Consider the following 19,843-nt stretch of genomic DNA (forward strand, 5'->3'; position numbering starts at 1 on the left):
TTCCGCCGGACGTTCTCGGCACTGCTCCTTTCGGACACTCCGCGCGATCCATGCGGGGCAGGGCAATCCGGTTTCGGCGTGCTCCGGGCGCATCCTTAATTCTGTGTGAAGGCCATTGTCAATGCGGAGTTCTCCGTCGCATGCTTCCGGGATCAGCCGGCGGCGGCCTCGCTTCGAACAGGACTTCACGCTTGCCGAACTCCCCGAACCCCGCAGAGGAAGAAGCCTATGTCTGCACCCCCGGAAGCCGTTGACAGCAAGCAGGGCCCGCGGCATGCGCTGCGCTTCGCCCGCGAGGAGGCTGGCTACCACAAGTCGCTGAAGAGCCGCCAGGTCCAGATGATCGCCATCGGCGGCGCCATCGGCACTGGTCTTTTCCTCGGCGCTGGGGCACGCCTGCATTCGTCCGGCCCGGCGCTCGCGGTAGTCTACGCGGTGGCCGGGATCTTCGCGTTCTTCGTGGTCCGGGCGATGGGCGAATTGGCGATGTACCGCCCCAGTTCTGGTTCGTTCGTCTCGTACTCGCGGGAGTTCCTGGGGGAGAAGGCGGCATTCTTCGCCGGCTGGATGTATTTCCTGAACTGGGCGACCAGCGGCGTCGCGGACGTCACGGCGGTCGCCAAATACACCCAGTTCTTCTGGCCGAACCTTCAGCAATGGATCCCGGCGCTGATCGCTCTGGTGGTGATTCTCGCCGTCAACATGGTGTCCGTGCGGCTGTTCGGTGAGATGGAATTCTGGTTCGCCGCGATCAAGGTGGCCGCGCTCGTCGTGTTCATGGCGATTGGCATCTTCCTCCTGGTCACTGGCCACGGAGTGGGCGGGCACAAGACTGGGCCGGGGCTGATCTTCTCGAACGGCGGCTTGTTCCCGGCCGGAGTGCTGCCCGCGCTGTTGATCCTGCAGGGAGTCGTCTTCGCCTACGCCGGATTGGAGATGGTCGGCGTCACCGCGGGAGAGGCCGAGGAACCACGGAAGATCATCCCGAAGGCGGTGAACTCGGTCGCCTGGCGAATCGGCGTTTTCTACATCGGTTCCGTCCTGCTGCTCGTGATGCTGCTGCCCTGGACTTCGTACAAGAGCGGGGAAAGCCCGTTCGTCACGGTCCTTTCGAAGCTGGGCGTTCCCGGCGCGGGCGGCGTGATGGACCTGATCGTCCTCACCGCGGCGCTTTCCAGCGTCAACTCCGGGCTCTATTCCACCGGCCGCATTCTCCGTTCGCTGTCGCTGGCCGGGTCGGCGCCGAAGTTCACCGCGCGGATGAGCCGCGGCGGGGTGCCCTACGGCGGGGTGCTGCTGACCGCCGCTGTCTACGCGCTCGGCGTGGGACTCAACCTCGTGCTGCCCGGCCAGGCATTCGAAATCGCGCTGGAATTCTCGGCGGTCGGGATCATCGGGATGTGGTCGATGATCATGATCTGCAACCTTGCGCTGCAGCGCAAGGCGAAGCGAGGCGAGGTGAAACGGCCGTCGCTGCGGTTGCCCGGGGCGCCGTTCACCAACTACCTGACCATCGGATTCCTGGTGCTGGTCTTGGCGATGAGCTACTTCAACGGAGCGGGCGGCCGGATCCTGATTTACGGGTTGCCGGGAATCGCGGCGTTGCTGGTGGCCGGCTGGTTCGCGGTACGCCGCCGGGTCGCCGCGGTGGCCGCGCAGGACGCTGAGGCCGGTTTCGGCGGCGACCGCTGATGAGCGCGCGGCTTTGGCGGATCGATGCGGACGCTCCGGCCGCCCAGCACGCCGGCGGCGGGCGGGGGAGCCGACTCGGCCGGAGCATCTCCCCCGTCCGGATCCGGCGCACCTCAGGGGGAATGCCCGACGCGCTGAGCGTGGGCGTGTCGACGCCGGTTTGCCGCGGCGCAGCGGAAGTACAGTCCGGACGAGCCGGAGCAGGTTCGGCTCGCCTTCGGCAAGAGCGCCGATCGCAGCGGCCGGAGAAAAGCCCGGATCCCCGGCCGGGCTGGACGGGATCGGACCGGTCGCCGCGGTGATCGTTCGCTGCTGAGTTCAGGCCGCTCTGGTCGCGAGAGGCAAGCCGCGCCGCCCTGGCCGGCTTGCCTCTCGTCATCCGAGCGCGTCGACTGCCCTGATCCGATCCGCCGGTAGCCGGCACGAGGGAGGTCCGAGGACGAGTCTGACCGCCGGGGCGCTTGACTGGCAGGAGAGGGGTGTTGAGCCCGGCATGGATCGCGATGTCTGCGCTGCCCGGCTCGGTAGCCGCACATCCGCCGCCCTCAGCCGGAGGACGCCGCTTCGCCCGCCGCGCGACCCGGACCGGGATTGGGTCGACGTGCCGTCGCATCTGCGATCACCTGCCTGCCGGCCGGCTGTGGCTGCTGCCTGATCGTGCTGGTCAGCAGGAAGCCGGTTCCGGCAGGTGCGGTCTTCCCGGGTGCGGCCGGCCAGCCCGTTGCTGCCGTCGACGGAATGTCCCGGCCGATGCCTGGAGACGACGCCGTCCGGGAACAGGCCGCCGGAATGCGCCGCCGAACTGCTCAACGACTGGGGGTCGTCCGCGTCGGCTCGTCTCCGCGGTGCTGACGTCTCACATTGTCGGCGGGATCGATGCCCGCCTGCCTCGTGCCCGGCGACCGGCAGGCGACTCTCGCCGGTGTGCCGGCGGCGATTGGGAGGCGGCCGGTCTTGGTCCGGCTGAAGTCTGGTGTCCGGCTGTCGAGATCGACGAGCAGTAGATGCTTCCCGGCACCTGTCCGAGTTGTCTTGCCGACTGCCGGGAAAGTCCGCAGGGCGGTATTCGATCGATCCGGCGGCAGAGCGTGCAGCGCGATCATTCTTCATCGGGCGAGGATGCCTCAACTGGGGCCGGGAACCTCGTTGATTGACGCCGAGGCATCCTCGCCCGACTACCTTCGGGCACGGTGTCGAGGCGCGTCAAGCGCAGGCATCGCTCGCGCGTTCGCTCTGCCCGTTCGGGAAGATTCCTTGTGGTTTCTGACTGTTTCCCTGGCCAGGTGTCGCCCCGGCGGCTAACGTTTCGGGTGCGTGACGTCCGGAGTGGCAAGAGCGGGAACAGAGATATATCTCCCGGTATTCGACGATTAACTTTATGGTATTTCGAACCCCGGCGTGATACCGCTGTGTCGTCGAAACGTTGCCTCGACGCGCCCGGACGTCACGCGTCAGGGCTCCTTCCTGACCGGCCAGGCGTGCGACGCGAGTCGGTGCCGATCCGTCCTGTGACGGGGTTTGAGTTCGATGACGGACCTTTCGGAATTCAAGTGCGATGATATCCCCCTCGTGGACCGAAAGTCCGGCTGCGCTGATCTCTTCGTCGTCCTCTGATATTGTCGGCTGCATGTCTACCGTGGGCGGAGGCGCTAACTCTGGGATTACGGTGCTGCGAGCCGCGCGTATTTTCGACGGTGAAGAGTTTCGGTCATCCGGCAGTCCTGTCGTCATTCTCGAAGGGGCGAAGATATCCGGAGTCGGCTGCGCGGCCGATCTGCCGAATGGCCAGGACGTGGTGGATTTCGCGGGCGCTGCCTTGATCCCGGGTCTGGTCGATCCGCATGTGCATCTCGCCTTCGACGCAAGTTCCGATCCAGTGGCCTCGCTTGCCGGACTTGACAACGATGCCGTCCTGGCCGCGATGCGCATCGCGGCCAGGACGGCATTGCGCAGCGGGATTACAACCGTCCGCGACCTCGGCGACCGGGACTACTTGTCGTTGGCCCTTCGCGGAGCTGCGGACTTGCCGACGATCGTCGCGGCCGGGCCACCTATTACCTCGGTGAATGGCCATTGTCACTTTCTCGGCGGGGAGGTCGCCGCCGGCAGTCCTGCGGAACTGCGATCGGCGGTGCGCGCGCACGCCGAACGCGGCGTCGACGTCATCAAGATCATGGCCAGCGGTGGCACGATGACGCCGGGCAGCTCGCAGGAGCGCGCACAGTTCACCCGGGAGGCCCTGCACGCCGCGATAGCGGAGGCGCATCTGCATGGCATCCCGGTGACGGCGCACGCGCATGGCCTGGGCTCGGTCCTCGACGCCGTCGATGCCGGAGCCGACGGTTTGGAGCATGTCACCTTCTGGTCCGCGGAGGGAGTCGACGTGCCTGGGCATGAGCTTGTCGAGCGGATTGTCTCGCAACGCGTGGCGCTCGGAGCCACGGCCGGAGTCCTGCCCCGGCTCGCCGAGGTGATGCCGGCGGCGGTTTCCCGGCGGATGCCCCAGATCATCGCTAACTTCGCGGCGATGTACGCGGCGGGTGCGACGATCGTCGCGGGAACTGACGCGGGAATTGGTCCGTACAAGCCGCATGACGTGCTGCCGTACGCCCGACACCGCCTGGCGGCGTTCGGGATGGATCCGACCGCGATCTTGCGGAGCATGACCTCGATTGCCGCCCGCGTCTGCGGGCTGGGTCATCGCAAGGGCCGGCTGAAGCCCGGATACGACGCCGATGTCGTTGTCGTGCGGGGAGATCCCCTCGCAGATCTTTCGGCTCTTCATCGAGTCGAGGCGGTGTATTCACGCGGCGTCCGAGTGGACCCGGAGAATTGACGCCGGACTCGGGTCCTCGAAGCGTCCGGTTCGCCGGTTCCGTGACCGGGCACTCGGCGAATTGGTCCGGCGCTTTTCCCTGGCCGTCAAGTATCGCCTGTGCCGGAGCCCAACGCCCGGCAGGCCGAATCGCGTGCCCGGCGGCCGGTCGCCAGCGTGCCCAGTACCAGCACGGCGCAGCCGCAGGCGGCGATGATCCACCACCCGGCCGGTCCGTTCGGGGCTGCGGCGGTGGTGTCGTGTGCTTCAGAAGTCGCGACCGAACCCAGGATCGCGACTCCGAGGCAAGCGCCGGCTTGGCGGCTGGCGGTGGCCACTGCCGCGGCCATTCCGGCCTGTGCGAGCGGCATTCCGGAGACCGCGGCGTTGGTGATCGGAGCATTGACGGCGCCGAAGCCAAGCCCGAACAACGCGTAGACGGCCAGCAGATAGCCGATGGACGTGTGCGGAGTGATTCGAGCGAGAAGAAGCCCGGAGAGCGCGATGCCGAACCCGCTGGCCAGGAGAGGGCGTCGCGGTCCGCCGTCGGCGGTGATCCGTCCGGCCAGCGGAGAGGATACCGCGACCATCACTGCCATCGGCAGGGTGAGCAGGCCGGCGTGGAGTGGGGAGAACCCCCGGGAGTTCTGCAGGTACAACGCGTTGAGGAAAAGGAATCCGTACCATGCGCAGAATCCACAGACTGCGATCAGATTGGCTCCGGTGAAGGCGATGCTGGTGAAGAACCGAAGCTGCACGAGCGGCTCCCGGTGCCGGCGTTCGTGGGTGATCAACACGGCGGTCGTGATGCCGGAGAGAACGAAACAGCCCACGATGACCGGTGAATCCCATCCGTATGTCCGGCCACCGATGATGCCGAACGTCGCACCTGTCAGCGCGACGAGGACGAGCAGTTGCCCGATCGGGTCGAACGTCCTCGGCCGAGCGGACTTCGATTCAGGGACGAAGCGCACGGAGAGCGCCGCAGCGGCGATGATCATCGGAATGTTCAGCCAGAAGATCGACCGCCAGCCGGCCGCGCCCACGAGCACGCCGCCGGCGACGGGACCGATTGCCATGCTCAATCCGGTGACGCTGCTCCATACGCCGAGCGCACGCACTCGTTCGCGAGGATCGGTGAAGACGCTGCTGATGATCGACAATGCCGAAGGTGTCATCAGCGAGCCGCCTGCCGCCTGGACGGCGCGGAAAACGACGAGAAGCCCGGCGTTCGGTGCAATGCTGCAGAGCAATGAGCCCAGTGCGAAAGTGCCGAGCCCGGCGAGGAACGTGCGGCGCCTGCCGAATCGATCCCCGGTGGAACCGCTCAGGATGACCAGACTCGCGACCGTCAGCGTGTACGCGTCGATGGTCCACTGGAGTTCGGAGACCTCGGCATGGAGGTCGTGCTGGATCGCCGGAAGTGCCAGATTCACCACGGTGTTGTCGAGGCCGACGATGAAAAGGCTGAAACAGCAGATCGCCAGCACGAGGATCTTGGGCCGCCGGTCGGACGGTCCGGCGACCGCAGCCGGCGGCTTGACACCGGGCACCGCCCTGAGCGCCACCGTCCGGTCAGGAGATTTCGCCATGGCGTTCCGCGAGGAACGCCATGGAAGCAGCGTGGGGTCGGCCCAGTGCGTCGTGCGGCACTGCGCTGCGAGGCGTGGTTCCGACCTTCGTTTTTGCCGTGGCGGCAGCTGGACTGGTCGCTGCGCGCACTGTGCAAGCGGTCGCGACGATTGCGTCGCAGTGCTCGACGACGGCGGGAAGGGCGGTACCGAACGGCCCCAGGATTCCGCGCAGCGGAACGCCGTAGGCAAAACGGCGCGGGTGCGCCTGACCGTCCCGGCGCACCAAGGAGAAGGTGTTCTCGGTGACATCCAGGCTGCCCACCAGGTATCCCGGTGGTGTGGCCGCGTCGCTGATGAGATGGGGCCGGCAGTCTCCGGCCGCGCGCATCGAGGCGATCAGCGGATCGGTCGCGTTGCGCACATCCGTTGCCGGCAAGCGGGCGTCGATCAGCACACGAGCGGTGACCCGGGATCGATCCACCATCGGTGATTCAGCCGTGAAGGCTGCGCTGGTGCGGTCGAGTGTCACCCGGGTCTGAGGGCCGATAAGATGCACTACCCCGGCTTCGAGCAATGCGAGCAACTCCTCCACGCGCACGGGAGGGGGACCCCAGACCAAGAATTTCGACAGGCCGTCGAACCAGTTCTCGACGTCGCGGCGATAGGACGAGCCCGCGATGCCGTGATGAGAGACCGCGAGCCGCACCGGTTCGCGCAATCGCCGCAATGCCGCAGTCGCCGCGCGTCGCGGACTTCGTGTTACACCGGCGGCGGCTTCGTCCAGCACCGCACGGTGGTAATCGGCCGCGAAGCCACCGAATTCGACGGGATCACGAAACCGTCTCCCCGCCGACGGCTTGGCGTCGCGGTCCCAGTCCCACTGCATCCACCGCTGAGGGAACAACCCGGTGATCAGTTCGTGCATGCCGGGGGAGTCCCAGTCCGTCGCGGCGTATCGTGCGGAGAAATCTTCGAATCCGCGCGTGCCGTGCAGTTGGGTGTATTGCACCGAGTAGAACGCCCATTCTACTTCTTTCGCCAGCAGCGGCCACACATCCCGGGTGAAGTCGCGGATCCCCGGCCCGGATTCGCGCAGCGCCACCACCGCTGCCTCGGTGAGGAAGCGAGGCACGAAAGGCTGTTCTCCGGCGGGAGAGAAATCTGCGCGCACCGGATAGGGCATGCCCCGCCTCGAACCCGCGTAGATCACCGGTTCCTCTCCCGACGGCTGGTATCGGAGGTTCCGGGCATCCGAACGGAACTGTCCGCCGCGCCCGGTGGTCAGCAACGTGACGTAGTCGTAGAACGAGAGTCCCAGCCCCTCGAGAAGCACTGATTCCCCTGCCCTGATGCCGGACAGGTCCGCTTCGGCCGCTGGCATCGGCGGGACATGGACCAGCCCCAGTGCCTGTGCCGCACTGGCTTTCGCGCGTTCGAGCCGGGCGGCGCCGACTGCGTAGTGCCCTTGCGCCAGCACGACCGCGTCGACATCGAGGACACCGACTCCGTTGTCCACCGTCAGTCGCTGGCTGCCGTCGGTCAGGTCGGCTATCGACACGGCGCTTCCCTGATGAACTCGGATCCGGACCGTCCCGCTAGCCTGCCGGACGAGGAACCGAAACGCCCATTCCAGGTATGCTCCGTAGAAAGCGCGGCTCACCGCGGTCCTCGGCCCGACTGTCGCCGCATACTCCCGGCACTGCTCAGGAGACCCGTCGATCAGGCCCTCGCGCAGCATGACTGCCCAGCCGTGGACGCTCGGCCCGGTCAGGCTTGGCGGCCCGAGCGGAAATACCGTAGCCTCGGATGCTGTGGTGTTGGTCAGCAATGACCACGGCTGGTCCCGGCGCCACACCCGGCCTGAGCCGGGAGCGAATGGTTCGACTACATCGATTTCCAGTTCGAGCGCGCCGGCCTTCGACGCCGCGTAGGCGGCGAATCGGTTCACCAGCATAGTGCCTTTGGGGCCCGCGCCGACGATGGCGATCCGGACGCGATTTTCCTGCGGTCCAGCGCTCATCGGCAGACCCCTTCGATCTCCACGAGCAGATCGGGCCGGCAGACGTCGACATTGAAGTACGCGATCTCGGAACCGGGAGAGAACACCAGTGAGCAGATATTGCGGACGGTGGAGATGTGCGCGGAATCGCGGACGTAGACCTTGACCTGGTCGAGATCCCGCACCGTGTATCCGTCGCCGCGCACTCCGTGCCGGCCGAGGTTCTCGCTCCCGACGAGCACGTCGATGTTGCGCAGGGTCTCGAGCGTCTGTCCTGCGATGTCGTCCACATGCGCGGTGTCCGCGCCCAGGATGCTGGCCGTGCCCGATACGAACAGACTCCCGGCATTCTGGTCCCGGAGGAAGGTCGCGCGGGCGAAGCTCGGCGACCGCGGGCCGTACTCGGACGGGTACTGATAAGCCGGAGTCTGCCGCGGATTCTCCAGGTGGGTGGTGCGGCCCGGTTTCGCGGAAAGAAAACAAAGGTCTATTCCGGGACTGAGCGTTCCGATCCCGGTGGCGGCCGACAGTCGCGGAAACCGATCCGCCAAAGCGGCGAATGCTTCGGCCCGGCCAGTGCAGAAATCGCGATAGATCTCGACGCCCTCCGCGTTGCGGCCGGTGATTTCGCCGATCAGGTTCCATATGCGAACCAGATCGGTGTAGCCTCGGCTCCAGGTGAACTCCAGGGCGTTCTCGTACAGGTCGCGCACTCGTTCCCGGTAGGTCGGCTGGGGCCCGAGACGCACCGCGTAGAACAGGTGCTCGCCGTCTTCGGCGAAGACGGCCTCGCCGGCCGTGCCAGATCGCACCGGACGGTCGGTTTGCCATACTTCTTCGGTCGTGGCAAGGTTTTTGGCCGCCATATGGGCGGTCAGGCGTGGCGCGCCGTCGGCGAGGACGGGCTCGGCGGGTTCGCCGGCGTAACTGATCCGCCCGAGAAGGTTGCCGCTGGCGGATTCCGCCGACGCTCCGGCTTTCGACGCCAGTGCGGACCACAGTCCCGGCGTGCGGTCCCCTCGTTGTGGGTAGCTCATCGGAGTCCGATGCTCGCTTTCCTGAGAATTTGTGTGGTGGCCGCCCGATCCTGCGCATAGCAGATCATGCATCGGGCCGGACCCGGCCAGGCGAGTCCTCCGCGGCCTGAGTCGGGGAGAAACCCTCACGAGCACCGCTGATCGGGCGCAAGCGGCGACCGCCGCCGCGGAATGCGACATTGGACAGGGACGAATCCGAACTCGGTGGCGCCGCACCGTGGCCGATGATTTCCGCGGAGCGGAGCTCAACCAGCAGCGGCCGGAGCGCAGCCGGTTCGGACGGCGCGAACCGAGCGGATGCGGTAACTGCGGCGATATCGGAGGGGATCGAGCCGCTCGCTGAACCGTCGAAGGCATGCCGGACCTTGCGGTGCGAGCGTGCACCTCCGGGCTGGCGGACGAACGCGAACGCGTCGGCACCCCTGCTCCACTGGTGCTCCCGAGTGATTTCAGCTCGCGTTGTCCAGCTCGGAAATTGTTTGCTGGCAAGAACCGCAGCCGAGGCAACCGGGGTGCTTGTCGCGGCCTCGGGACGGTGGGCACGGATTCGTCGCGGCTGTCCGGTGCGGAGAATCCGGCACTCGCTTCGAACCGACGGGGGGGAGTTCGTGCCGGGAGGCGCTGGCCTGAAACCGCAGCGGATCGGTGCTTGCGGCCGCGACCTGTCCGCCTGCCGGATCGGGTCTTGACGCGACCTAGTCAGGTTCGGGGGAGAATGATCTGGCGATAGTTGTGCAGTTCTCTGATCTCGGTGGTGACCTGGACCGAGGATCCGCCGGGCAGGACTAGGTGCGTCTCGAGCAGGCGGAGTACCATTTCACCCAATTGTTCCTTGCATTTATCGGTGCGGCCGGGCCGGATCTCGACGAGAGCGTGAACCATGTGGTGGCCAGGGCTTCCGTCGCCGACCACGGTGTCGTAGAGGACAAGAAACCGGGTTTTGAAACCCGCCAGGGGACTGTCGATCAGGTCGGCGGCGGTGGTGTGCAACGTCAAGGCGAATCGCCTTGTGTCGAATCCGGCAGCCAGGGCAAACGGATACTGAACGGTAATCTGGGGCACATCGGTCTCTTTTCGTGATGGGACGCCAGGCGACGATGGTGCCAAAATATGCGCTCCGCAGGAAGGCTGCTGGCGCAGCGCCTCCGCGGCGGCCGGCAGCGGGTGTCGAACATCGGGAAGGGGATGCGTCGCCTTTCTCCGGATGGTCCGAAGCCGGTGCCCTGCTTGTCGGAGTCGGAGAATCGCATCCGGGAACCGGTCGAGCTCGGCGTGGCCGAGCGTACTGCGGGACCCGGACAGGCTGCTCTGGTCGGGGTATCGTGGGCCGGTGATGCGTTGTGCGGAATGCGATTTCGAATATGATCTGACGACGGCTGAGCAGGTGCCGGTGCTGATTGCCAGATACGCCGACCAGTATGCGGACTTGCTGCGCGGTGCACCTGAGGCACTCCGGCGGCGTGGGACGCCGCTGGTCTGGTCTCCTCTCGAGTACGCCTGTCACATGCGCGATGTGCTGCTGGTTCAAAGAGAACGGTTGCTTGCCGCTCGGCGGAGCGAAACTCCGGTCGCCGAGCCCATGGGGCGGGACGAACGAGCCGACCATGACGGATATCTGCAGCAGCGACCGGCCGACGTCGCCCGCCAGCTGCGGGACGCCGCGCAGTTGTTCGCCCACGCGCTCGGCCGGCTCGAGCCCAAGGACTGGGAGCGCACTCTTACCGTCCCTTATCCCGAAGTCGTCGTGCGATCACTGCGCTGGCTCGCCGTCCACACCGTGCACGAGCTCCAGCATCATCTGCTGGACATTCGTCGCCAGTCAGGGCATTCCTGAGGCTCGTCGTCGTACTCGGCGACGTCGAGCTGATACTCCTCGTCGGGGCCGGTGTATGCGACGCGGTACCGGGAGAGCAGGAGCGCGGCGACGGCCTCGGGCAGCCTTCGGCCGAGGCCGTCGCCGCGGTAGACGAAGCGCGAGCTGCCGCGAATCGGGCTCGAAAGCCGCGATCCCGAGCTCCGTCAAGCAATCGCGGCCGGTCAGCGCCCCCGATGAGGAAGCGCCTTCGGTTCATCAGGTTCCCTCCGCCGCCAGTGTCCGGCGTGGCCACCGCCTCCGCTTGCCTGCCGTGGCTGCCCGACGGGCTTGCGCGGACAGCGTGGACACCAGCGACTCGAGCGGGCCGCGTCCGGCGGTGGCTCGCCAGCCGAGCCCGATCAGCAGCACTGCGGTGGCCTGCAGCGCGTAACCAGTGCCAGCGCTGTACACGTCGTAGTCGGAATTGATGAACATGATGTGCGCGGTATAAAGGGTGAGCGTCATACTGCCCGCAGCGGCCAGGGGTTTCTGTACGGCCGCGATGATCCGTCGTGGCCACTTGGCGGTGACGTGCCCGGCGAGCAGCATCAAGCCGAGCAACGCGATCGCGGTGCCGGTGGTGCCCAGCAGATCCGGCGTGGTGCTGGTGTGCGGCGCGTCGACGGCGAGCCACCACCAGGTCACGGTCGGGACCGTGCCGTCACCGCCGAGGGCGAGCATCTCCTGGGTCTCGGGTGCGCTCAGGATGCTTTGCGGGATGGTCGCCTGGATGTGCGCGATCCCGCCGTAGTGGTGCAGCAGCAGCCAGGACACGGCCGTCGCGGCGACGGCCAGCGCGGTTCCGCCGGCCAGTAGCCATGCCGCGACTTTGACCCGCGCCAGAGCCAGTCGGCCGACGAAGATGCCCGCGCACAGATAGGCCATCCACGGCAATGCCGGGTACTCGCCGGTGAGCGACAGTTCGGCGAGCAGGTCGAGTGGATGGCGCAGCAGGTACCCGATCGTCGGGTTCAGCAGAGTGGCATGGGGCAGCCGGTCGAGCGCGAAGTGGCTGAGCACCGGTACCCCGCCGGCGAGCAGCCCGCCGGCGACCGCGACAGCCCACGTCGGCAGGAACACCAGGGGAATCGCGAGCAGGAACATCATCGCGTAGTACGGCAGGATCACCGCGCCGAGCGCGGCGTCGGTGTAGCCGAGCGCCAGTCCGATCGCGAGGACCGCCAGCGCGCGAGCGGCCAGCGCGGCGGCGGTGCCGGCAGCGTCCGCCCGCCGGACCCGGCGGCGGCTGGTCATGAATGCGATGCCGACGCCTGCCAGCACAGCGAACGTTGCTGCCGCCCGGCCGCCGAAAATCGCGAACGACCAAGTCGGATGGCCTTGCGCGTCGGATTCGTACAGCGAGTGCACAGCCATCATGCCCAGCAGGGCGACTCCGCGGGTGGCGTCGATGCCGGCGAGTCTCGTTTTCACCGGACGCTCGCCATCACCGCGTCGACCAGCTCGTGCGCGGCGGCCCGGCTCGGCGCGGGCACGGAGAGCCCGGCGTCCGCGAACCAGTCCTCAGTGGCTTCTGGATGCGGTCCGGCGACACCGACCCGGCCGGCCCCGAACGGCACCGTCATCGCCGCGATCAGGCCGTTGCGGTAGGTGGCGACGATGTCCGCCTCGGCACCCCGGTTCAGCCAGAAGTGCGGGCCGTCTTGGAAGAACATCGTCTGCCGGCGGTTTCGCCAGCGGACGTCGACCAGCGCGTTGCCGCCGGTTGCCAGTTCGGCATCTGCGGAGCCGATGTACTGGTCGGTGTCGCCGGGCAGCAGGTCGAATCCGGGGGTCGCACCGGCCAGGTATCCGCCGAGGCAGAATCCGAGGTACCGGCCGCCGTGCCGGACGAACGAGCGCACCTCGTCCCGGTTCCCCCGAAGGTGGTTGAACGCCTTCTTCAGCGTTCCGCCTCCGGGCTGCGCGTACAGCGTGGCAGTGTCCAAAGAGGACTGTCCTAACCGGATTCGCTCACCCGGGCCGACGTACCGGACGTCGAATCCCCACCTGCTTTCCGCCAGCAGCCCGGCGACCGCCTCCGGGCAGCCCTCGACGGAAGCGGGCCCCCGGTAGACGAGTGCCACCGGCCGGTTCACGACGCTGCGCCGATCGTGCTGAAGCCCTGCGCGGGAATGCCGTGCCAGCGAGTTCCCGCCGGCAGGTGCTCGCCCTTCATCAGCAACGACAGCGAGCCGAGAGACACCTCCGAGCCCACTACCGAGTCGTAGAGCACGATCGCGCGGGTGCCGATCGTCGCGCCGGGTTCCACGGTCACATAGGACATTTTCATCACGCGGTCCTCGAAAAGGTGGGTCTGCAGGGACGATTCGGAGCCGACACAGGCGTCGTCGCCGATCCGGACCAGGTCGAACTCGGTCAGGTAGGTAGTGCCGATCCAGGTGCGCCGGCCCACCGAAACGCCGAACCAGCGCAGCAACGGCGGCAGGAAGGGCGTACCGACCAGCATCTCCATCCCGGCCGGGACGGCCGCCGCTTCGTAGAGCCCGGTCACGAACTCGGCCCGCCGCACGAACCGGCTCCACAACGGTTCTACCCTCGGCCGGTAACTGCCGATGAGGTTTCGTTTGGTGGCGGCGCAGAAGCCGATCACCGCGAGGCCGGCGAGAACGGCCAGGAACGGCGACACGAATGCCGGGATCGGCAGGTCGTTGCCCTCGGCCAAGCCGGACAGCGCGAGCAGGTACAGGTAGAAGCTCACGCCGAGGACCGAGGCCGGCAGCGTCGCCCGGCAGAACTCGACCGCCAGCCGGTGCGCGACCACGTCGCGGGGCGGGCGAAAAGTCTCTTCCTCGGCGAACGATCCGCTCTCTTGCCTCCGTGGTAGGTGCATGGCTGGCGAACCGAGCCACGAGGTGCCGTCCGGCACGCCGTCGTAGGGCGGCACCGTGCTGACACCGACCAGCGAACCGTCGCCGAGCCGGGACCCGGACGGCACGAACGCGGCGTTCCCGACGAACGCCCGGCTGCCTATCTCGGTCGGCAGGAAGGCCATCCGGCCGTTCGCGAACGTCGCACAGCCGACACTGGCCATGTCGGCGACGAAGCTTTCCTCGCCCAGAGTAAGGAGATCCGGGTCCAGATGGGCGGCGGTGGAGACCTCGGCGCGGCGGCCGACGCGCGCGCCGAGCAGCCGCAGCCACGGCGTCGTGTAGAGCGTGGCGTACAGCGAGTTCGTGAACTGCAGGCTGAATTCCAGCAGTTTGTCGGTGATCCACTTGCGGATGCCCAGCCAGGTCCGGACCGGGTGGATGCCGACCGGCACGCGCGGCAGCACCAGGCGTTTCCCGATCGCGACCACCGCGCAGACCGTGACTACGAAGACCGGGCCCGCCGCCACAGTGGCGACCAGGCCGGCGAGCACGCCGTAGCTCAGCAGTGCCCACCAGACCAAGGCGACTCCGGGGACGATCATCGCGATTGCGCCGACCTCCAGGCTGAACAGCCCGGCCAATGCCGCGGCATAGTGGTCGATCCGCCAGCCGCGCAACCGGTCTCCGGCCGCGAGCATGGCCTCCGCGGCGTGCTCGAGTTTCGCCGCCGGGGCGGCTGGGGAACCGCTCCAACGTTGGCCTGTGCCGACTGTGCCGCCCTCGCCGAGTACGGACTGTTCTCCTAACGCGGCACCGGCTTCCACGGTCGTGCCGGGTTCGAGGACGGTGTTGGCCCCGACGAAGGCGTTGTCGCCGACGGTGATCGGCGCGACGGTGACCCAGCCGTCGGCGACTCGCCACGGCCGCAGCACCGCCCCGTAGCCGATCGAGGCGTTCCGCCCGATCCGGACCAGCGTCGGCAGGGTGACCGAACTGGTCGCGATCGTGGCGCGTCCGCCGACCCGCGCGCCGAGCGCCCGCAGGTAAGCCGGCATCAACGGGGAACCGCTGACCACCGGCATCGGGCCGACCGCGAGGATGAGGTCCAGCAGCCATAGCCGGAGGTAGACCAGGCCCCACAGCCGGTACCGGCCCGGCCGGATCCCGGCGGCCAGCGGCCGTGCCAGCACCAGCGGCACCAGCCAGCGCACGCCGAGGTAGCTGATCAGGATCGCGATCATCAGCTGCATCAGCACGGAGACCGACACGTCGCCGTCATTCTGGCTGTACACATAGGACACCGGCAGAGTGATCACCAGCAGCAGCAGGTAGATCGAGACCAGCTGTGCCGATCCGGCGGCGGCGATCCGGCGGCCTCGGTGCCGCAGCGGGGCCGGGCGGTCGGCTGGCCCGCCCGCGCTGGTCTTGGCGAGCAGGGCGGCCATGCCGCGAACGGTCGGTTGTGCGTAGAGGTGGCGGACTGCGGTGTTCGAGCCACCGGGCTGCCGTCGCAGCGCCGACACCACGCGCGCGGCCAGCAAGGAGTGCCCGCCGAGGTCGGCGAAGAAGTCCGCCTCGACCGACAGGCAGTCCTCCTCGATGCCAAAAACCTGCGCCCAGACTGCGCGGACCTGCGCCTCCCGTGCGCTGGAAGGGGGCACGACGGGGCCGTCGGCGAGCGCGAACCGTCGCCCGGTCGGAGCGGGCAATCGGGGCCGATCCACCTTGCCGCTGGGCATGATCGGGAGTGCGTCCAGGAAATCGACGTAACCGGGGACCATGTAGGCGGGCAGCCGGTCGCGCGCGGACGCGTGCAGCCTGCCGATCACCTCGTCGCCCCTGCTTCCCGTTCCGGACACCACATACGCGACCAGTTCCGGTTCGCCGTCCGGGGTCACCGGTTTCATCGCCGCCACCGCCTCGGCGACGTCCGGGTCCTCCATCAGGACGCTCTCGATTTCGCCGAGATCGACCCGGTGACCGCGGATCTTGACCTCCGCGTCGGCACGCCCAAGGTATTCGATCTCGCCTTCTGCGGTCCAGCGGCCGAGATCGCCGGTGCGGTACAGCCGCCCGCCCGCCGGGGCCAGTACATGGTGGATGAACCGGTCCGCGGTCAGGGCCGGGCGGCCCGTGTAACCGCGGGCGACGCCCGGGCCGCCCAAGCAGATCTCGCCGACTTCGCCGTCCGGCACCGGTTCTCGGCCGTGGTCCAGCAGAACGACCGAGTATGTCGGCAGCGGCCTGCCGATGGTGACCGGCCGGCCGGGTCGCAGCTCGCCCCAGGTCGCGGTGACAGTGGCCTCGGTCGGGCCGTAGGTGTTGAGAATCCGACGCCCGGGGCGGCTCCACCGCTCGACGAGCTGTCCTGGGCATGCCTCACCGCCGACCAGGATCGCTCGCACGAGCGGCAGTTCCCGGGGGATAGTGGCGAGCAGGGTCGGCACGCAGTACAGCATCGTGACGCGAGCCTGCTCCAGGAAGTCGGCGAGTTCGCCGCCTAGCCGGCGCGAATCGTTCGGCCCGGCGACCAGTGTCGCGCCGACCGACCAGGTGGGCCAGATCTCCTCGATCGAGAAGTCGAACGAGATCGTCATGCCCTGGTAGACCCGGTCGGTGGGGCGCACGTCGTAGACGCCCGGGACGACGTCGAGGAAGTTCGTGATGCTCGACTGCCCGACTTCGACGCCTTTGGGCCGCCCGCTCGAACCGGAGGTGTAGATGATGTAGGCGGCCGGATCCTCGGCGTCGTCCGGATCGGGCCGGTGCGACGGCGCGGCGGCGAGCTCGGCGGCCGCAGTGTCCAGTTCCAGCACCGCGCAGCCGACTTCGGCCGCGCGCACCGATTCCGCGGCGAGACTGGCCGTCGTCAGCAGAAGATCGACGCCGGCGTCCTCGACGATGTAGGAGATGCGGTCCGGCGGAGAGGCCGGATCGATCGGCACGAATGTTCCGCCGGCCTTGCCGACGGCAAGCAGACACACGTAAGTGTCGAACGAACGTTGCACGAGGATCGCGATACGTGCCCCAGTGCCGAGCCGGTCCCGGAGGCGGTGTGCCAGCCGGTTCGCGCGAGCGTCGAGTTCCGCGTAAGTGATTCCGGTGCCGTCGCATTCCACCGCGACGGCACCTGGTACCCGTTCCGCGGACGCTTCGAACACGTGGTGCAGCCGCCTCTCCAGTTTTCCGGAAATATCGGAAAAATCGGAATCGGGAAGATGTGCGACGAGCGACGGATTCCGGCCGGGTGCGACCGCGGCGATTCCCTGGTTCACGAAGCCCCATGCCCTTTGCTGAGGTGAGTAGGTCGACGACGCAACCATCGAAGAGTCATTCGTTAGTGCCACATGTCGAGGAGGATTCGATGGAAGTCGTGACTGTGAGCATATATTTCGGCCAACGCTGTCGGCCAGTGCCCCGGGCGGGTGAACGATGGCGTTACGCGAAGTTGCTAACGACTTGGTGTCGCGTGCACCTCTCGCGGGGCTGACCGTGGGCAACGGAACCGTGCCGGACCTTGGCCGGCAAGTAAATTCATAGTGTCAGCAAAGGGCACGCTCAGTCTCGGTGAAGCAGGAAACCAGCGGGCGCGACCGATTTCCTGTGTATTTGCTGAGGAATCCTGTGTGTATTCGGTGAAGGGTGTCCGATGGTCGAGCCATTGGCCGGGTCGGACGGTTCGTGCGGAAGATCATTCTCCGGCTGCGTTCGTTCGATGACGCAGCGGAATCGCAAGCGAGCTCGGGCGTCGCGGTTCCGGGGACGCCTGGCATGTCTGAGCGTGTCGGCGGGAGCGACGGCGGCCAATGCTGCCGAAGGTCTTGTCGCGGAGGACGGAAGGATTCGGCGTTCCTCGCGAACTTTCAGGATTGATTCGGCGAGGTGACTGGCCTGTGTCGCCCGCGCCGAGAGGTCGTGCGAGGCGTAGTTTGAGGATAAATTGATATTCATTTAAGGGAGTGGGAGCGGCGGGGCAGTCCGGCTTGCTAAATAGGCTGTCCGCGCGCTTGAGCCTGGGAAGAGTGAGCTGGTGCGGCTAGATTCGGCAGGCGGGAGAACATCGTCTGTAGTGCATCCGGCCCGTGATCCGAAGCGTCGATCGTGCTCTCGGCGGCGTTCCTGGCGCTGCACATAGTGGTGCCTGGCGAGCGGTCCACTGTCGAGAACGCTTATCTGCTCACTACGGTGGGCGGGACCTTGCCGGGGAGTTCGGCAGCGCGTCAGCGATCACTTCGAGTCTTTGCACGACGAACCGGAAGGAACTGGTCGTGGCTGAACGCAGTCTCCCGGCCGCGGCGCAGCGCGAAAGCGTCACAGGCCGGCGTCCGCCGCTGGTCAAGCGTGATCCGGCGGCTGTTGCAGGGGAGGGGGTATCGGCGGCGCGGCTGGCGGCCCCGGCCGATTCGGTGAAACGATCCTGCTTGCTCACTAGCAGAATAAAGCCGCAGAGTCTGCGATGATGCACCTTGGGGGGCGTATCGTCGCAGCACGGAGCACAATGCTCCCTCCTCCGGCGACTCGCCGGCAAGTGCCAGGCCAGGATTTTCGCATCATCGGGCCGCGACTCGTAGGAATCTATCTTGGAATGCGACAGGCCTCCTTCTCGTATAGGTCGGCCATCGTCTCCGCCCACTTCCAGCTTGCCGCAGGCACTCCCGAAGATCGCGTCGACCGGCTGGCGGTCGCCGCGGGTCTCTTCCGATCGGCGAACAACGGCCGGGCGCGGGTTCGGGTGCGCGGACCAGGTCGTTGAGGTAGGACGAGAAAGCCGCGACCATCGACAGTTCCGGCAAGGCAAGCGGTCTTCGCGGCGAACGATCAGGCAGCCGATGGCTGCCGACGAAGCGCGCCGGCCTCGTACTGAGCCTGGATCGCGGCGGCGATGGCGGCGACGGTCCGATCGAGACTAGGTAGCGATTCGATGTCGTCGTCGCTGAAGGCCGGATCGGTGCGGGACTCGACGGCACGAACCTCCTCGACCGAGAGGTTGACGGCGGCGTGCAGGACACCTGCCGGAATGAAAATGGAGTCGCCAGGCCGGTGTACCGCGACATGCTGGAGCTGTTCGCCGTAGATGGTGGCTGCGGTCCCCTTGAAGACGGTGACGACGATGTCGCTGGTGCGATGGCGGTACGCCTGGGTGTGCAGCCGCGAGCTCATCGTGATGTAGCCGACGCCGAGCGTCTGGGTACCGCAGATCGCGGTGGTGATCGCGACGGCGAGCGTCGGGCCTCGGGGACAGGGGCTCGGGGAGAGAACGTCCGAGGCAATCGCGTAGGGGATCGGTTCAGCCATGGCGATGTACTCCCTCCCGGAGAGGCGGATGCGAAGGACTTCTCGTCTGTCGCCGCCGGTCCGAGCGCATCCGGACGATCGTGCGGCTGGCAGACTTCGCCGGTCGGGACCGACCTTGACCGCGTGTTTTGCTGTGGGCAGGAAGCGTGTACCGAGTTCTTTTACCCGGAAACCTGCGCATCTGGCGGGAGTTCGCCCGGTGCCTAGTTATGGTAATGGCGGGGCTGGCCGCGTCGCAGACGGCGAGGCCCGGATGGGTCGTTGATTCAGCGATTGTTTCCCCTTAGGGCAGGGGAGAACGGTCGGCCCGGTCGGCCCTGGGCGCGTCGGGCCGGGCCGCTGTGCCGGTTCCGGAGGACGAACTCATGCCGAGGCTGCCGGACGGGCCTATTCGGCGCTGGCGGGCGACGAATGCTGGGTCGTACGGAAAATTCGGTCCCGGGCGGGAAAGGCCGGCGCCAGTGGCTGGGGCCGATCGGGAGTGTTGCGCCGCCTGCGCCCGACTGCATCGCCGCACTGCGGCGCAGCGGGGACACCGTCGTCGTGAGATGGATCCTTGCCGCACGGAAACGATTGGCGGGAGCATCGGCGAACCGGCGAAACAGGTGTGCCGGAACCATTCCGGACTCGCGGGCGGCGCAAACCGCTGCCGGCCAGCCAAGAGGACCTGGCAAGGCACGGAGTTCTCGTCCGGGGCATCGCTTCTTCACCCACCGCATCCGGCTGATGGTGCAGGGTTGCCTCC

The 19,843-nt window shown here is 67.3% G+C and carries 11 protein-coding genes; 3 read left to right on the plus strand and 8 right to left on the minus strand.

All coding sequences use genetic code 11. From position 1 onward, the window contains the following. Positions 1-339: 339 nt before the first annotated feature. Both ABD156_RS24210 and ABD156_RS24215 read left to right on the plus strand, forming a co-directional pair. Positions 340-1,692 carry an amino acid permease gene (locus ABD156_RS24210; protein WP_344278071.1) on the plus strand — a complete coding sequence of 451 codons (1,353 nt, stop codon included), beginning with the start codon at positions 340-342 and terminating at the stop codon, positions 1,690-1,692. A gap of 1,627 nt (positions 1,693-3,319) precedes the next feature. Then, positions 3,320-4,528, plus strand: coding sequence for an amidohydrolase family protein (locus tag ABD156_RS24215; protein ID WP_344277910.1), 1,209 nt, complete (start codon positions 3,320-3,322; stop codon positions 4,526-4,528). A gap of 86 nt (positions 4,529-4,614) precedes the next feature. Here the strand turns inward: ABD156_RS24215 and ABD156_RS24220 are convergent, their stop codons facing one another. From ABD156_RS24220 to ABD156_RS47865, 4 genes are all read right to left on the minus strand, one after another. Next, a complete protein-coding gene (locus ABD156_RS24220) occupies positions 4,615-6,099 on the minus strand; it encodes an MFS transporter (RefSeq protein WP_344277913.1) in 1,485 nt (494 codons plus the stop codon). Beyond that, a complete protein-coding gene (locus tag ABD156_RS24225) occupies positions 6,083-8,101 on the minus strand; it encodes an FAD/NAD(P)-binding protein (protein ID WP_344277916.1) in 2,019 nt (672 codons plus the stop codon). The genes ABD156_RS24220 and ABD156_RS24225 overlap by 17 nt, the downstream gene beginning before the upstream one ends. Beyond that, positions 8,098-9,117: an FkbO/Hyg5 family chorismatase gene (locus ABD156_RS24230; RefSeq protein ID WP_344277919.1), complete on the minus strand. Its 1,020-nt coding sequence runs from the start codon at positions 9,115-9,117 to the stop codon at positions 8,098-8,100. The genes ABD156_RS24225 and ABD156_RS24230 overlap by 4 nt, the downstream gene beginning before the upstream one ends. Positions 9,118-9,816: 699 nt before the next feature. Next, a complete protein-coding gene (locus ABD156_RS47865) occupies positions 9,817-10,179 on the minus strand; it encodes a 5-carboxymethyl-2-hydroxymuconate Delta-isomerase (protein WP_350539862.1) in 363 nt (120 codons plus the stop codon). A 271-nt stretch (positions 10,180-10,450) separates the two neighbouring features. Between ABD156_RS47865 and ABD156_RS24240 the strand changes: the two genes are divergently transcribed. Beyond that, on the plus strand, positions 10,451-10,951 hold the full coding sequence (locus ABD156_RS24240; protein ID WP_344278073.1) for a DinB family protein: 501 nt from the start codon (positions 10,451-10,453) through the stop codon (positions 10,949-10,951). A 237-nt stretch (positions 10,952-11,188) separates the two neighbouring features. Here the strand turns inward: ABD156_RS24240 and ABD156_RS24245 are convergent, their stop codons facing one another. The 4 genes from ABD156_RS24245 to ABD156_RS24260 all read right to left on the minus strand — a co-directional run bounded on the left by ABD156_RS24245 (position 11,189) and on the right by ABD156_RS24260 (position 19,098). Next, complete coding sequence (locus tag ABD156_RS24245; RefSeq protein ID WP_344277925.1) at positions 11,189-12,403, minus strand: heparan-alpha-glucosaminide N-acetyltransferase domain-containing protein; 1,215 nt, start codon at positions 12,401-12,403, stop codon at positions 11,189-11,191. Beyond that, the gene (locus tag ABD156_RS24250) at positions 12,400-13,068 is read right to left on the minus strand and encodes a BPL-N domain-containing protein (RefSeq protein ID WP_344277928.1); all 669 of its coding nucleotides are present in this window, start codon (positions 13,066-13,068) and stop codon (positions 12,400-12,402) included. Before ABD156_RS24250 ends, ABD156_RS24245 begins: the two co-directional genes overlap by 4 nt. Further along, positions 13,065-17,078, minus strand: a complete 4,014-nt coding sequence (locus ABD156_RS24255; protein ID WP_344277931.1) for a Pls/PosA family non-ribosomal peptide synthetase — start codon at positions 17,076-17,078, stop codon at positions 13,065-13,067. The genes ABD156_RS24250 and ABD156_RS24255 overlap by 4 nt, the downstream gene beginning before the upstream one ends. A 1,543-nt stretch (positions 17,079-18,621) precedes the next feature. Next, a complete protein-coding gene (locus tag ABD156_RS24260; RefSeq protein ID WP_344277934.1) occupies positions 18,622-19,098 on the minus strand; it encodes a cupin domain-containing protein in 477 nt (158 codons plus the stop codon). Between the last annotated feature and the right edge of the window lie 745 nt (positions 19,099-19,843).

Source organism: Amycolatopsis albidoflavus (assembly GCF_039525725.1).
In the GTDB taxonomy this organism is placed as follows: domain Bacteria; phylum Actinomycetota; class Actinomycetes; order Mycobacteriales; family Pseudonocardiaceae; genus Amycolatopsis; species Amycolatopsis albidoflava.